Genomic DNA, 14034 nt, shown 5'->3' with positions numbered 1-14034 from the left:
AGCCGCCGGCGATTGAACCCAAGGCGAACGCCGACAAGGGAGCCGCAATCATGAAAATATCAATCTTATCCGCCCGCACCGCGCAGGCAGATCACCAAGTCACACTTGGCGGAAAAATCCGCCCTGGCATCAAAGTACTGACCCGCAAAGCAGAGGCGAATGCGAGAGCAGTACAGCTCTATTCCGACGGCGTTGCTCGCCGGTTAAAGTACAGCGAAATCGAGAAGCAGATTCAGGATGCGACCGGAATCGAACATCCGATGTATCCCCGAAATACGGCCTTCTTCAATGTTTCTGCATCCGACTTCGGCATGCCAGAGATCGCGACAAAGATCGTAGAAATGTACGGTGATATTCGCCCGGAACAGTCCGACGTGAAGCAGCTTTACCGCTTTCCTGTCGTTTTCCATTCCGACGACCTGCACGACATCTACCCGAACCGCCTCAAGCGATTCGGCGGTGATCCTGGGTACGAATCGCATTACGGGGAAGACGGTGAACGGTATTGCCGCTATCTGCCGGCGGTGACATCGGAGCAGTTGGCCGAGCAAAAAGCCAAGCGACACAAGCGGGCACCGCGCCGAGAACATGTAATCCGCGGCAAATGCGACCCTGGTAGCTGCAATGAGTACCTTCAAGGTCAATGTCGCTTTCGCGGCCGGCTGCACTTCTACATTCCTGGGATCCCCACGACGGGCCTCCTCGCGATGGAGACCACATCGGAATATGCGGCGGAAACGATCTGGGCTGACTTGGAGAGAATTCATCGAGCTTTTGGCTACTTGCCAAAGTCCAATCCAAACAAGCCCGGTGCGTTCATCTTCTACATAACGAAGTTACTCGAACAGCGTACATTCTTTGACGAGCACGGCAAGAAACAGGTCGGACTCCAGTGGGTTCCGAAGCTGCAAGCTGACATCGACATCGGTACTTTGTTGACGAAGGGTGTCTCCCCGCAATTGGGCTTGGCAACGACACCGGTAGCCTGGCTCTCCCCGCCAAAGGGAATGCCAGAGGCGCAGGTTCTGCCTGGCACGACCAACGCCGAATCCCCACGTCAACTACCTGGAGTTGTCCAAATCAACGCCAGCCTCGATCCGCACGATCAGCTCCAACAGGCAATGGAACTCATGGAGTTGGACGAAGAGGATGTCGGCTGCTACCTTGATCTGAAGTTGGGTTTGGACTGGATCGATACCGAAGCCAAAATTCTAAGCGGCGTGAAACTGCTATGCGATCTGTCGAGGGTCGGCAACGTTTGCGCCGGCCACCTGATCCAGATCTCGAACCAGGTCCATGATCTTGGTATTCCCCAACCAGACTTCCTCAATTATGCGGCTGCAAAATATGGCCGCGGCTTTACCAGCAAAGTAGACTGTCTGCTGGCACTTCGCCAACACCTCGACGAACTGCAAGACTTTGGCCCTGGAGTGGCTGCAGCAGAAATCCGCTTGCAACTTGCCCAGGCATCTCAATCAGCTTAATCGCTGTCAGTCCCTCATTGAGGGGCTTTCACATCCTTGATGCGAAAGCCCTTGTGCGACACCTTTCATCATCGCCGGCCTCCGGCAAAAGAAAGGAAAATTCTATGAGCATCTTTTCGTTCCCTGACCGCGGCCCCTGGGGTCAGAGCTCCTGGCGTGGCAATTGCACTGGACATGTGTACGTGGAACTATTCAACCGACTCAAGCCTGCTGTGTTCATCGATCCGATGATGGGATCGGGCACCAGCATCGAGGTCGCAAAGGAAATGAGTATCGAAGCGTACGGCCTCGACCTTCACCAGGGTTTCAACATCCTGCGCGACTCCATCGTCGGTCGGGTTGGAAAACAAGCGGACTTGGTCGTATCACACCCCCCTTACGCCGATATGATTCAGTATTCGGGAAAAGTCTACGGTGAACCACATCCTGACGATCTCTCACGCTGCAAAGATGATGCAGACTTCCACGAGAAGCTGCAGATCGCTTTGATCAATCAACGCGAAGCAACCAAAGGCGGGGGCGTGTACGGGACCATAATCGGTGACTACCGCCGAAACGGTATTTACACCTCTTACCAGGCCGAGGCGATCACTCGCATGCCAAGTGATGAACTGCTCGCAGTTCTGATCAAGCAGCAGCACAACACCACGTCGGGGCGGCAGCAGTACGCGAAGATGCAAATGCCATTCATCCTACACGAATATATCCTCCTGTGGCGAAAGAAGGCCAGCCCGATCTTCCACCTGCTCGGCGTACTGGCAAACGAACAAGCTGCGCGCTTGCGCGGCACCTGGCGCGCAGTCATTCGCAACGTGATGATCGCGCTCGGCGGCGCCGCGCGGCTGGACGCCATCTACGACCAGGTCGCATCGGGCTGCCCAGAGAAGGTAAAAGAGAACCCTAACTGGAAAGCAAAGGTACGACAGATCCTCAATTCCACCGGAGAGTACACCTCCAGTGAACGTGGTGTGTGGGCTTGGGCCTAAGCACCGCAACCGCCCATTCGTGGGCTTCCAGATCCGCGATTCTGGAAGCCTAACCAGCTAGATCTCTTTTTATCCCGCACTGCGGTCAAACTGGAGCAGTTTTCGAATGTACACAGCAATCAATCACAAGCCAAAATCGAAACAACCGTACCAATTCTTATCTGCGCGCTCCGGCGAATTCGAACTCGAATTCAAGCCAGGGGAGTGCGCGTGCAAAGCATGCAGCTCAAACAACGTCCGATTCGTCGCCTACGTTGAAGACGCCAAGTGCGACGAATGCCTTCAATGGCAAAACGAGGACCTGATCCCAGCAAACCATTAAGTCGCGAAACCATCCCAGTAATCTGGGGTGGTTAGCCCTTTCCAATTTGCAAGGAAATCTGTTAAGCTTGTCCACGTCGCTTCTGTCGGCACACCTTCTCCGGCTATCACTGCCCTCGCTTTCCCTCTTATTGGCTTGCTTCGCTCCCCAATAAGCTGTCTCCCTTACCCGAATTTTCAACGCCGCCCTGCGGCATAATTCGGAGATCTATCGTGCAAATCACTTCTTCGCACAATGACGCGCACCGCGCGTACGTTCCAATCAATTCAACGTCAGTTTCAGACCCGGTAGTCAACGGCAATTTTCAGCTGGTCGATGAAGCACCGGAGAAGCCAGTTGCTGCCCCTGCGGAGCAGCGCAACGCCGCGCTAGTACCGAAAGGTTTCCCTAGCGTCCTGAAGCTCAAAAGCATCGTTCCTGGCAATAATCCGCGAACCTATTTTGATCCGAAGGAAATGGACGACTTGATTGCGTCCGTACGCATGTACGGGGTCACTCAAGCTATCCTGGTACGGCCACTCACAGACGGCACGTTCCAGATCATCGCCGGCGAGCGTCGTTACCGAGCAGCCAAAGTCGCGCATGGCGATGAATACGACATGCCGGTCTTGATCCGCGAGTGCAGCGACCAAGAAGCGCATGCTCTCGCGAACATCGAGAATACGATTCGCGCCGATATGTCACCAACCGAAGAGGCCGCAAGTGCCGCCCGGACCCTGGCTGACGTCAAAGGTGACCGCGACGAGGCAGCCCGTCTGCTTAGCTGGTCTCGTTCTACGCTGGACTCGCGCCTCGCGTTGATGAACTGCTCGGAATTGGTCCGAACAGCCCTTAACGAGCGCAAAATCAAACTGGGACATGCCGAGTTGCTGGCGGCGCTGTCCAAAGAAAATCAGGATAAGATGCTCGCGGCCGTTCTCGAGCGTGGAGTCGACATAGCCGACCTCAAACGTCTGATCGAAAAGGCTGCCGCGAAGTTGTCGGCCGCAATCTTCGACAAGACTGACTGCGCTGGCTGCCAGTACAACTCCAGTGTCCAGGGCACCATGTTCGAAGCCTGCATCACCGATGGCGGATGTACCAATCGCGCGTGCTACACGGCAAAAACCGAAGCTCACCTGGAAACGATGAAGGAATCGCTCAAAGAGGAGTATCCAGTGATCCGCATTGTCCGAGTGGGGGACAACTTTGCTCAGGTAGTCATCAAGGCTGAAGGGCCAACTGGAGTGGGAACGGCGCAAGCCGAAGCCTGCCAAGGTTGCTCCGACTTCGGCGCCGCGATCAGTGCGATCCCTGAACACCTGGGGCGTACATTCAAAAATCAATGCTTTAACCCAGTATGCAATCAGCAGAAAATCGCAGAGAACATTCGGGCAAAGCAACAGGAAAAGGCAGAAGCCGCGAAAGCGACGACGCCCGACCAGACCAAGGCCAAAGACGCGCAGAAAGGTTCGTCCGCGAGCACAAGTAAGCCGAAGGTCAACGAAGTGAAAACTTCGGTGAGCGAAGGCGACAAAGTCAAAGAATACCGGCGTGACTTGTGGCGTTCAGCCATGAAGAAGGAAGTCGCAAAGGACTATCAGGTATCGGCGCAATACTTGATCGCGCTGGCAGTGAGCGGGAATATCCGGCACGTCAGTTCGACTGGTATGACGCAGGTCTTCGAAAGGCTTCTGGGCGAAAAGAAGGCGACCGATCTGAACAAGGTCGCTGACCAGGCACAGAAGCTGACTTCGGATCATCTCGACACGACCATCAAAATGATGGCTGTTTCGGCAATGACAGATTTGCCGGAACATGAACTCAAGTGTCTGGCGAAGCACATCGGGCTTGACCTGACCAAGCATTGGAAAATGGACGCTACCTTCCTGAATCTTTTCACCAAAAGCGAGATCCAGGTGATTGCCAAGTCCGTGAAACTGGACAAGGCAATTGGTGATGGCTTCGCCAAGCTCTTCAACGACAAGAAAGAACCTCTCATCGAGAGTCTTCTCGGTGTAGCAGGTTTCGACTATTCAGCAGTGATCCCGCCTGTACTCATGTACAAATAATCTCATTCGACAATGCGCCGACCGTTCGGCGCTCTTACATAAAACTTCAACTAAGGAACTCACATGTTTACAGCAATCGCGTCCATTTTGGGGGACCAAGAGAAGATCAGCCTCGAAATCACGGGCGTAGGAAAGGACCGGCAAATGAAGGTTGTAATCAAGCCGCAGTTGGCAAAGGGTGGCAACATCGCGCTGGCCCAACCGCTCGCGTTGGTCGCAACCCCGGAAGAACTCGAGGCCGGCTTTATCGAGTCCTTGGCAACCTACGGCGTTGAACGAACCTCGCTGAAAGAACAGGTACAGGTGACCACCACCATAATGGCGGCAGCAAAGCAAACCGAAGCGGGCAAGGCTTCCAAGGCCCTCCAGTCCAAGTCGAAGCAGTCCCCTTCCGCGTCATCGCCAAGCGAAGCCGCGGCTGAGGATGGCGACAGTGTTCTGGAAGACGATGACGAAGTAAAAGACAAAGCTTCGTCAAGCTCGCCGGCCGCAACAGCCGCACCGAAAAACACCAACGACGACCTGCTCGATCTGTTGAGCTAAAAGGAGAACTGCATGGCAATCGAAGTATCCAAACTGTCCCGCAAATTTAACTTCAATGGCGTAGACCTTCCCGACCCAGGAGCAAGCTTCACGCCGGACGAAGTACGTGACATTTACAGCAACCAGTACCCTGATCTGGCCACCGCGATCGTCAACGATCCGGCAATTGACGGCGACGTTGCAACCTACAGTTTCTCCCGCAACGTCGGGACGAAGGGCTGAAAATGGACCGGGCCCGCGTAGAAGCAATTCTCTCCGGCCAGGCTGTCACGTTGAAGGGAAAGTCGGTGGCCGCGAGGCCACTAGTAATTCCTGACGACCGAATGATGCATTGCGCTGGCGTGCTTTCACGTCTCTGCGACAAAGTCTCTTCAACACGGCCATTGGCTTTGGAACCATCGCAACTTCCGCCTATCTTCTAGGCGCTTCAGCCCCCAACTGGGGGCTTTCTTCTGCGGAAACGCAAAAGAAAGCCCTTCAAGGCTCACTCCTTTTTTGCCGCCATGCGGAACAATTTCAAGGAGTAGCAATGCAACTCAACGAAACCGAAATGCGCCTGCTCCAAGGCGCAATTCCTCAACAATCCCTCCCAACTCTTTTTCAGGTACCGAGCATTCACGCGTCTGTTCCGCGTCACGCAACCCAGTTGCGATATCAGACTGACTTCACGGATCTAGCACGGCAACTTCTCAAAGCCGGTGTCATCGATCCCGAAGATATTCCAACTACCGCATCGACCCCCGCACAAATCGTAGGCGAAGGAGTAGGTGCCTGGTTCAATCGCCGAATCAATGGACTTCAACACATGCGCTTCGACATCGAAATTCTTGATGCCGAATGCGCCAGCAACCTATTTGACGGCCATGTTTCGAGCGACTTGACGTTCGAAAGCGCGGTACTCACTATCACAGGCTCTGGGGCAGAACTCCGATATGTCGAAGATATAGCTCGAAGATTGGAGGCAAAGGTGCCTGGACTCTTCCTGACCGCTTTTAGCGAGCTCGTCGCAGCCAGTTACAAGTCCATAGAAATCCAACATCCAGAGCGCATCCTGGAAGGCGAAACGAGCTATTCGCTGTGGGGAGACGATATCTGGTCGGTAACAGATGAAGAGGCCCGTGAACAGCTGATCGAGCGATACGGCGACGAGGAGGACGTCAACATTGAAATCTTCATGCCCGATGCAATCCTCGAGGCATACGGAAACGGCTTCTGCTTCGACATTTGCAGAGAAAGCAGACGTCCTAAAAAGCTGCCAGAGTTCTCAGATCAAAAACTGAGTGACCTTGCTCGATCAAGCGACAATGAAGTCGCTTCCGTCGCAACAAGACTCCTCTCTCTCCGACAAGCATTTAAACGAGTGGTCGACCTAAAGGCCCGCTTGAAGTTGCCTGAAGGCTTCGAAGGCAGATCTCTCTACGTAGGCTGCATTCTCTTGTTTAACGCCGATGATCGTTGTTCTCAGTTCCAAGATCAAGAGGGGCAGTATCTATTCGAAAGCGGAGAGGGCACTGATCTTCACGCCGCAGAACAACTACCAAAGACGGCGACGCAACTCAAGAAATATTTTCAAAAGCTCGACGCACTGTTTGATCTGATTGCTCAGATTGACGCGTTGATTCCAGCAATTTCGTATTCCAATGACACGGAGTAAACAATGAACAAACCAATGAACAATTTCAGTATGCAAACCGGAGAAAGCACTCTCGTGCTGGCGAAGGCCATCTTGCTTTACGCAGTTCAGAAGCGCGGCCATCTTGGCGGCGGACACCAGAACATCACATACGCCACCGTGCATGATGTCGAAAATTTTGGTACCGAAGCACGTCCAAGTTTTCAAATCGCAGCGGGTAGAGCTGTTACCAAGGAGGCTGTGGTCAAAATGTTCGGAAACCTGGCAAAGAAGCTGACCTTGACCGTCGATCTCTTGCCGGAGAACGTACTGAGCATCTCCGCCGACCACATGGTTTGGTGGACGCCAGCCTGTGAGCGCGGTGTGTTTTTCAAGAATAAGGAGCTTGGCACGCGCTCCGCTAAAGTTCCCCATCCACCACTTCTGTTCGTGGTCGTGAAAGGGTCATGGTCCATATTCTCGCTCGCTGATAACGAACGGCCTAAAGTGGACACAGCGCTGCACCACGCGCCCTACTTCAACGTCTACGACAACGGTGCCATCTGCACAGGCTCCGCAGCGACCCCAAAAGGAATCGCTTCGAACGCCATTCCGCAGTGGGAAGCAGCGTTCTTTGAGAGCGAGTTCACACACATCAATGGCCAAAAGAAGAAGGCCAGTCATCCGCGAGGCGAATACGCATTGTGGAAGGAACTTCTGGACGGTGTTTATCAGACCTTCCCGTCGGAATACCTGGTGAAGGCAAACCAAACGCTTGGTTCGCTCATGATGGACATTCGCAAAAATTTGGAAGGGACAAACTAATGGACAAGCGTGATGTAGCCCTGCAATCGTCCTGCCCTGTGATCAGTACGCCCTTGTTCTCTCCGTTCACTCCATTGGAGCGTAATGGCGAGCGCATCGTCCTAGCGGCCAACGGAACCTTCCTCGAAGTGCGTCGCCCCTGGGCGCGCATCGTTACTCAGGTCGGTCCGGCGCTCACCGCAAAGGTTCCTTTCGGTGTCATTCACGAGTCTTTTGAATTGACGGCCGGACGGATTCCACGGGCGCTGCTAAGGGAATTTGTAGCGTGGGCCCAGCGTGATAGCGAAGTCGAAATTGGCGGCATCATTACCTGGAATGAGCACACTGGCGAATACGCGCTTATGCGATCAAAGTCGAACCATGCGACATCAGGTTCGCTCGAGTATGAGCTACCCACTTTGGAAGAGGGCGTTCACATCATCGTGGACTGCCACTCCCATAGCCATCACGCTGCGTACTTTTCGGGCGTAGACGATCAAGACGACATGCACGCCGTGAAGTACGCGTTCGTTGTCGGCCACTGCAATACCAACAATCCATCGTTCGCAACTCGGCTTTGTGTGCGCGGGGCTTTTAAAAATCAAACCTGGAGTATTTGAAAGTGAAAGTAGAGCACAACATCCATGCGCCGCTGCTGCGCGAGACAGTGAAAGTAGTAGTCGTCGGCGCCGGAGGGACCGGTTCGGCGCTTCTTCCGCGGCTCATGCAGCTGCATTTCGCCATGCTCGAACTCGGGCATCCTTATGGATTGCAGGTCACCTTGTACGACGACGATATCGTGTCGCCGGCGAACATTGGACGTCAATGCTTCTTCCCGCAAGACGTCGGCCAGTACAAGGCGACGTTGATCATCAACCGACTCAATCAATGTTGGGGCACAAAATGGACTGCAGTCCCGAAGAAGGTAAAGAAGTCTGATCGCATCAATGCAGACATCGTTATCGGGTGTGTCGACTCTCGGAAAGGCCGGGCGGCTATCATCTCAGCGATCAGCAGCTATCACTGCTACTACATCGACAGCGGAAACGCAGAGAACTCCGGTCAGGTAGTAATAGGCGAATTGTGCGAAGGTCCTCGAAAGGCGGTCCGCTTACCACACGTCGCTGACCTGTTCCCGGACATGATCGACGCTAAGCTGGATGCGAAAGACGACAAGCCGAGCTGCTCCGTTGCCGAAGCCCTGCAGAAGCAGAGCCTGGTCATCAACAACACGATGGCCAACGAAGTGTTCAATCTGCTTTGGATGCTGTTCCGCAACGGACGGCTATCTTACTCAGGTAAGTTCATCAATCTGGAAGCTGGGACCGCTGTGCCAATTAAACTTGATACCGAGGTATGGCGCCGCATGGGATATGTTGCGCCACAGCCAACGGAAGTACAAGCACTTAAAGCAGCATGAAGTGAAGACACGATCTCGGCCCACGGGCCGAGATCGCTGTCGACTGCAAACAAATGCCTATGCTAGTATTCATTGTCGGTCACCGGCATCAAGACTGCATGTCTGCAGTACCTTCTCACTTCAGATTTCACACCATTCAAAGCGTGCTCGAAACCGCTTTGACTGGTATCGACTCATAGCTCCACTCCGAATTTTCAACTGCCGATCTCTCGGCATAAGTCATCGGAGTAAAAAATGTTCAACAACATCACCATCAACCTCGGGGCCTGCTGTTCAACGCCTCCGCCGGCGATGGGCATTCAAGTCTCTTCCAAATCCAATCCACACCAGATCGGCGTGGCCGCGGTTCACTGGCTGCACTCCGCGCATAACAACTACAACATGGAATCCGAATGAAGAAGAAACAAAAGCTCGTGCTGGCAGCTCGCCAGGCCGCCCGCCTCAAAGTCATCCCACCCAAACAGGAGGAACTCAAATCCACTCATCCAAAAATCGAAACTGAATCGTTCGCCGAAGAAGTTCTTAAACCAATCGCTCGCATGCTTGGACACACCTTGAGTTCCGCTCTGGCATATGGCGTCTGGTGCGCTGCCGAAGTCGCCATCGCTCGGCTCTTACCCTTCATTTTCAGGTTCGGCTCGCACCACCAGGCCGAGTTGTTTGAAGTGGGTGAGTCCATCATGTTCTACTCCGGTTTTGTGATTTGGTTCGTTTCCTTCTTAGTCGGTGCAATCCGAATGGTGGTCGCTGAGACCAAATTGTTCGAGAAGAAGAAGTAATCCCACAAAAAGGACATCAACATGGATATCATCGCCGAGTTCAAACAAGGCTGCAGTGATGGCTGGCAGATGTACTGGTCGCCACTTTCAGGCTTTTTCAAGATGGCAAAAGGTATCGTAACAATGCGTCGCACCGAACAGGCCGCGCAATAGTAAGGCAATAGGACTGCCCAGACTCTGGACTGGGCAGTCTCCCACGACGCTTAACCTGGTCGTTTGACAGACGGTCGGAAACTTGCTAACTTGTAAGCGTTCATCAGCTGAGCGAAGGAGAAATGATGAAAAGTCTGCACGCAAGTTTTAACCAAGGTCTGGCCGAGGGTTGGGCTACCTTCTGGGCGCCCATGATGTATATCGCTCGCCTGGTCAAGAAATTCTTCGTACGGTAATCATCGTCACGGCTCGCCGTTGACGAAACGCCCTTGTCTCCAACTCGAAGGCCTTGACGTCCCAACTGGCGTCTCCAACTATCCCGAACCAACCTCCCGACATTCAGAGCGAATCAATGCCGCTCTGAATGGCGCCTGTCGTAATCCGCACTCGCAGTCTTCGGTGCGCACGTTGGCCCCCTCCAGATTTTCGACCGCCGGCTTCCGGCATCCTCAATTGGAGACAACATGCTCGCAAACATTCCACAACAAGTACCGGCGCGCATCGCCGACCCAAGCAACTGGCTGGCGTACCTTCGTACGCTCGTCGGAATTCAGCTCAACTACCAGCTGCCCGGCAACCCGGAGACGGATCAGTACATCATCCCAGTGTCCGGTGGAGCTGATTCCTCACTGATCGCCATCCTGATGCACCTGCTCTATCCGGGTGTCCGGTTCGTCTTGGTGTTTACCGACACCGTAGCTGAGGAACCTGGTATCTATGTAACCTTGGATGATCTCGAGGCCTTTCTCGGCCGATCTATTACTCGTCTCACTCCCGAATTGGGACTGTTCGAACTGATCGAAGCGCAGGGCGGCTTCCTTCCAAGTCACAGCGCGCGCTGGTGCACCCGGATCCTCAAGCTTGAGAACTTCAAGCCATGGCTAGAAAGTCAAGGGCAGTACCGCCAACGCCACATGTTCATTGGCATACGAGCGGATGAGCAGGATCGGTTAGCGTTCGCGATCGACGATGTGGAAACACACTTCCCGTTCATCGACATGGGACTGAAGCGCGAGCATGTTTTTCAAATGCTTCGCGAGACCATCGGGATTCCTCGGTACTACGCAAGGCGTACCAGGTCCGGTTGCTCCGATTGCTTCTACCAACGTCGCACTGAAAAGGTAGGCCTCATGCAGGAGCAGCCAATTATCTTCAACCGCGGCGCCAAGTACGAGAAACTCGGACTGGAAGATTCGGCGCGGCACAAGGAGGCTCCACCATTATGGCGCGATTCTGGAATTTCGGAGAACTGGCAGCGGTTGCCTTTACCAACGTCGGACGCCCGAAAGTTCAAGAACCGCCTTAAGAGGGGCACGTCTATTTTCGGTGATCGGGGAATCTACATCGGCGGCGAGTTCTTCTTTGACTCGTTTTTAGGACTTAATGAATTTGTCTGGGCAAAGCGGATACTCACCTATTCGCCGACCCTTGCCGGAATCAAGGACCAGCTGAACGAGCGCTTTCAGCACCTACTCGCCACAAGCGAAGTCCACGATATGACGCCCGATCAGGTTCGCCATGACGTGCGATTCGCCATTTGGTACGTGGAGCTGCCTGCCGACGTGTTCGATCCAGACCCACCAACCGGTGAAAGCTACACTTGGCAGAAAGGAGAATCATACCGGCAGCTTCGACACATTATCCAATGGGCGACGCGCGCCCTTCAGGCCGAAGGTATGCAGCAGGTCGCAAGCATCGAGGCCTCACCGTTGTCGGTAGAGTACGAATGGGCAGAAGAATCCAAGAACGCGCTCAAGCGCGTTCAGCATGCCACCGGCCGCGTTGTCGCATCGATGTGGTACAGGGCAATTGAGCGCGTCAAGGAGCTAGACCTCGAAGAAGCCGTTCGGTCAACACCGTGTCCAATGTGCAGTATCTAACCGTCGAGAGGAGACCGCTCGACAACCTCCTTCAAACCAAATGGCGCCCTCGGGCGCCATTTTTCATTGCCGCACCTGTACGGCCGCCACCCGATCTGCCAGCAGCCCTCGCCGGTTTGACCCAGCTATAAACTCAACCCGGGCCCCTGAACAAAGCACTTGTTCCGGAAGAATGTGGTTGGCGTTGAAAAAGCGATCGTGACCATCATCGCCGGCGATAAAGCCAAACTGCTTTCCTGGGTCGTAGAACTTGCACGTTCCCGTCAGCTTCGGCGCCAACTTCTTGTCGATCGGAGCAGTCATGCTCAGCCCCGCTGCATAGAGATAGACTGCTTTATGGCGAAAGCATCCAGCGCGGACGCATCAGCGCCGCTGATCGCCTTGTCCAACGCGACCACCGCCTTAGCTCGCTCGATGTCCCTATGATTCGTCGGCACTGTTACCGAGCTTTGCGACAGAGCAAATTCTTTGAGGCCGTCGGTTGTCGACTTGGCTACGCTATCTGCCGGCGCCATGGCCATGATGAAGCGCTTTGCCTCCTTACCGAATGCGACAGAGACGATGTCTGTCACCCATACCCGAAGCGTCGCGTCTTCGACACGGGTGAGAGTGGAGCGGGACTGAACGCTGCCGGTGAACTGGTTGCCGATGCTCAGCTCTGCATCCTGGAATGTGCCGTCGACCACGATGCACACCAGGCGAGACTTGAAGTACATGCGGGACCAAAGCAGATGGCTGATGCGGAAAGCGAGCGCCGCTGCGGCAGTCAAGGCAACGGTGACCAGCACCGCCCGCGTGATATCCATCTTCGCCATCGATCCCAGCTGCGGAGCGTACGCCGCCGCGGTGAGAGCGCTGGCCACGCTCACCAGCAGCCCCCACACGTTAAGGGCAGTGAGCCATCGGACGTGGCGCGCTCCGAAAGCTTCTGAGAGGCTGCCGATCGCCATATTGTTAAAGGGTGTCGGCTGAGTTTCTTCCAGAATGTAGCCCTGGAAGCTACCGCGATCACTTTCTGTTGCGCCCGGTGGGACATTGGCGTAAGCACGATTTGGCGTGTTGCGAACCCACTGGCTTTGGAAGTCACGGCTCACCTTGGTCCAAAGTTGCGCAGGATGGCAGTTCATAGAAATGGTCGTCTGCTCGCAAGACACGCTGGTCTGCTCGACATTGTCCAGCTGGGAGAACAACGACGCAAGGAACATGGCGGATGCGACCATCGAAGCCACCAGCATCAATGTCGGCGCAATCCACATAGGCGGGATTGGGTACGCCGGCATGTAGTGTGGGATCGCCACTGGCCCAATCACCGAGAAGACCACTAGGCCGAAAAGGGTGACCACCATCTTGTTGGAGTCTCCAACCTTGCTCGCACTGACGTCTTCAACATCCTGTTTCAGAAAGGGGGTTAGGATCGACAGCCCGGTCATTGGCAGGTAGAACCAGGACACGACACCCTCGTAAGAGGAGCCCGCGACACACACATACGACACAATCATCGAAATCAGGATCGCGGACATGGCAACCAGCGAATGGAAGTGCTGTACGGCCGCGACCTGAATTGGAGGTGGGGATGTAATCAGCGGCTTGATTAGGGTGTAAAGCAGCCCGTTCAATGCACCCTTCGGTTCCGGAAACTCGATCGCGCCGTCACGGAGCGTCGAGATAAGTCCCCGCGCGCCGTTGCCGAGCCCGAACGTGGTGGGCTTAAGCTCCTGGGCGAGGCCGCGGGGCTGCTTGATGCCCATGTAGAAGCGGATGTGTGACAGGGCCTGGATCAAGAACTTCGTCGCAGCACCGAAAAGCACGACGGCCAGCATGACCGTAACGCCCGCCAGTTTCACTTCGTTGGATTGGAAGTATGCTCGCGCAGCCAGGAGTACGGAAATCGCGCCGGCTACCAGCGCAATCGACGACAAGGCGAGGAACAGGTTTTCAACCTTGAATGGGTTGGGTACGTCGTTGGCGATGCTGTCGCCGGCATGGAATTCGTAAGTCAT

General features: G+C 54.7%; 15 protein-coding genes. 13 read left to right on the top strand and 2 right to left on the bottom strand.

The genetic code is table 11. From position 1 onward, the window contains the following. The first annotated feature begins 50 nt into the window (after positions 1-50). The 13 genes from ACN9MW_RS31165 to ACN9MW_RS31105 all read left to right on the top strand — a co-directional run bounded on the left by ACN9MW_RS31165 (position 51) and on the right by ACN9MW_RS31105 (position 12034). Complete coding sequence (locus ACN9MW_RS31165) at positions 51-1484, top strand: hypothetical protein (protein WP_426172529.1); 1434 nt, start codon at positions 51-53, stop codon at positions 1482-1484. 104 nt (positions 1485-1588) lie between these two features. Then, positions 1589-2470: a hypothetical protein gene (locus tag ACN9MW_RS31160; protein WP_426172527.1), complete on the top strand. Its 882-nt coding sequence runs from the start codon at positions 1589-1591 to the stop codon at positions 2468-2470. 534 nt (positions 2471-3004) lie between these two features. Continuing rightward, entirely contained in the window at positions 3005-4843 is a 1839-nt protein-coding gene (locus ACN9MW_RS31155) for a PRTRC system ParB family protein (RefSeq protein ID WP_426172526.1), read from the top strand. Between the two features lie 63 nt (positions 4844-4906). Then, on the top strand, positions 4907-5386 hold the full coding sequence (locus ACN9MW_RS31150; RefSeq protein ID WP_426172524.1) for a PRTRC system protein E: 480 nt from the start codon (positions 4907-4909) through the stop codon (positions 5384-5386). A gap of 12 nt (positions 5387-5398) precedes the next feature. Next, positions 5399-5608, top strand: coding sequence for a PRTRC system protein C (locus ACN9MW_RS31145; protein WP_426172523.1), 210 nt, complete (start codon positions 5399-5401; stop codon positions 5606-5608). Between the two features lie 307 nt (positions 5609-5915). Further along, positions 5916-7040 carry a PRTRC system protein F gene (locus ACN9MW_RS31140; protein WP_426172522.1) on the top strand — a complete coding sequence of 375 codons (1125 nt, stop codon included), beginning with the start codon at positions 5916-5918 and terminating at the stop codon, positions 7038-7040. Between the two features lie 3 nt (positions 7041-7043). Next, a complete protein-coding gene (locus ACN9MW_RS31135) occupies positions 7044-7823 on the top strand; it encodes a PRTRC system protein B (RefSeq protein ID WP_426172520.1) in 780 nt (259 codons plus the stop codon). Next, positions 7823-8422: a PRTRC system protein A gene (locus tag ACN9MW_RS31130; protein ID WP_426172519.1), complete on the top strand. Its 600-nt coding sequence runs from the start codon at positions 7823-7825 to the stop codon at positions 8420-8422. Before ACN9MW_RS31135 ends, ACN9MW_RS31130 begins: the two co-directional genes overlap by 1 nt. A gap of 2 nt (positions 8423-8424) precedes the next feature. After that, positions 8425-9222, top strand: a complete 798-nt coding sequence (locus ACN9MW_RS31125; RefSeq protein WP_426172638.1) for a PRTRC system ThiF family protein — start codon at positions 8425-8427, stop codon at positions 9220-9222. A 234-nt stretch (positions 9223-9456) separates the two neighbouring features. Beyond that, positions 9457-9618, top strand: coding sequence for a hypothetical protein (locus ACN9MW_RS31120; RefSeq protein WP_426172517.1), 162 nt, complete (start codon positions 9457-9459; stop codon positions 9616-9618). Then, positions 9615-10001, top strand: a complete 387-nt coding sequence (locus ACN9MW_RS31115) for a hypothetical protein (protein ID WP_426172516.1) — start codon at positions 9615-9617, stop codon at positions 9999-10001. The genes ACN9MW_RS31120 and ACN9MW_RS31115 overlap by 4 nt, the downstream gene beginning before the upstream one ends. Positions 10002-10022: 21 nt before the next feature. Next, entirely contained in the window at positions 10023-10154 is a 132-nt protein-coding gene (locus tag ACN9MW_RS31110) for a hypothetical protein (RefSeq protein ID WP_426172514.1), read from the top strand. A 464-nt stretch (positions 10155-10618) separates the two neighbouring features. Next, entirely contained in the window at positions 10619-12034 is a 1416-nt protein-coding gene (locus ACN9MW_RS31105) for a phosphoadenosine phosphosulfate reductase family protein (RefSeq protein ID WP_426172513.1), read from the top strand. A 63-nt stretch (positions 12035-12097) separates the two neighbouring features. On the opposite strand, the gene ACN9MW_RS31100 is transcribed toward ACN9MW_RS31105, so the two are convergent. Beyond that, the gene (locus ACN9MW_RS31100) at positions 12098-12337 is read right to left on the bottom strand and encodes a cold-shock protein (RefSeq protein ID WP_426172511.1); all 240 of its coding nucleotides are present in this window, start codon (positions 12335-12337) and stop codon (positions 12098-12100) included. 2 nt (positions 12338-12339) lie between these two features. Further along, on the bottom strand, positions 12340-14034 hold the full coding sequence (locus ACN9MW_RS31095; protein ID WP_426172510.1) for a hypothetical protein: 1695 nt from the start codon (positions 14032-14034) through the stop codon (positions 12340-12342).

The organism is Pseudoduganella sp. R-34, from assembly GCF_049904655.1.
GTDB lineage: Bacteria > Pseudomonadota > Gammaproteobacteria > Burkholderiales > Burkholderiaceae_D > Rugamonas.
This window is presented reverse-complemented; position numbering and strand designations above follow the sequence as displayed.

What these genes read in the sequence shown, in the direction of transcription:
- ACN9MW_RS31110 (WP_426172514.1), top strand. Translation starts at nt 10,023, where the DNA reads ATGGATATCATCGCCGAGTTCAAACAAGGCTGCAGTGATGGCTGGCAG.
- ACN9MW_RS31140 (WP_426172522.1), top strand. Translation starts at nt 5,916, where the DNA reads ATGCAACTCAACGAAACCGAAATGCGCCTGCTCCAAGGCGCAATTCCT.
- ACN9MW_RS31100 (WP_426172511.1), bottom strand. Translation starts at nt 12,337, where the DNA reads ATGACTGCTCCGATCGACAAGAAGTTGGCGCCGAAGCTGACGGGAACG.
- ACN9MW_RS31135 (WP_426172520.1), top strand. Translation starts at nt 7,044, where the DNA reads ATGAACAAACCAATGAACAATTTCAGTATGCAAACCGGAGAAAGCACT.
- ACN9MW_RS31120 (WP_426172517.1), top strand. Translation starts at nt 9,457, where the DNA reads ATGTTCAACAACATCACCATCAACCTCGGGGCCTGCTGTTCAACGCCT.
- ACN9MW_RS31130 (WP_426172519.1), top strand. Translation starts at nt 7,823, where the DNA reads ATGGACAAGCGTGATGTAGCCCTGCAATCGTCCTGCCCTGTGATCAGT.
- ACN9MW_RS31145 (WP_426172523.1), top strand. Translation starts at nt 5,399, where the DNA reads ATGGCAATCGAAGTATCCAAACTGTCCCGCAAATTTAACTTCAATGGC.
- ACN9MW_RS31150 (WP_426172524.1), top strand. Translation starts at nt 4,907, where the DNA reads ATGTTTACAGCAATCGCGTCCATTTTGGGGGACCAAGAGAAGATCAGC.
- ACN9MW_RS31160 (WP_426172527.1), top strand. Translation starts at nt 1,589, where the DNA reads ATGAGCATCTTTTCGTTCCCTGACCGCGGCCCCTGGGGTCAGAGCTCC.
- ACN9MW_RS31105 (WP_426172513.1), top strand. Translation starts at nt 10,619, where the DNA reads ATGCTCGCAAACATTCCACAACAAGTACCGGCGCGCATCGCCGACCCA.
- ACN9MW_RS31165 (WP_426172529.1), top strand. Translation starts at nt 51, where the DNA reads ATGAAAATATCAATCTTATCCGCCCGCACCGCGCAGGCAGATCACCAA.
- ACN9MW_RS31095 (WP_426172510.1), bottom strand. Translation starts at nt 14,034, where the DNA reads ATGACTTACGAATTCCATGCCGGCGACAGCATCGCCAACGACGTACCC.
- ACN9MW_RS31115 (WP_426172516.1), top strand. Translation starts at nt 9,615, where the DNA reads ATGAAGAAGAAACAAAAGCTCGTGCTGGCAGCTCGCCAGGCCGCCCGC.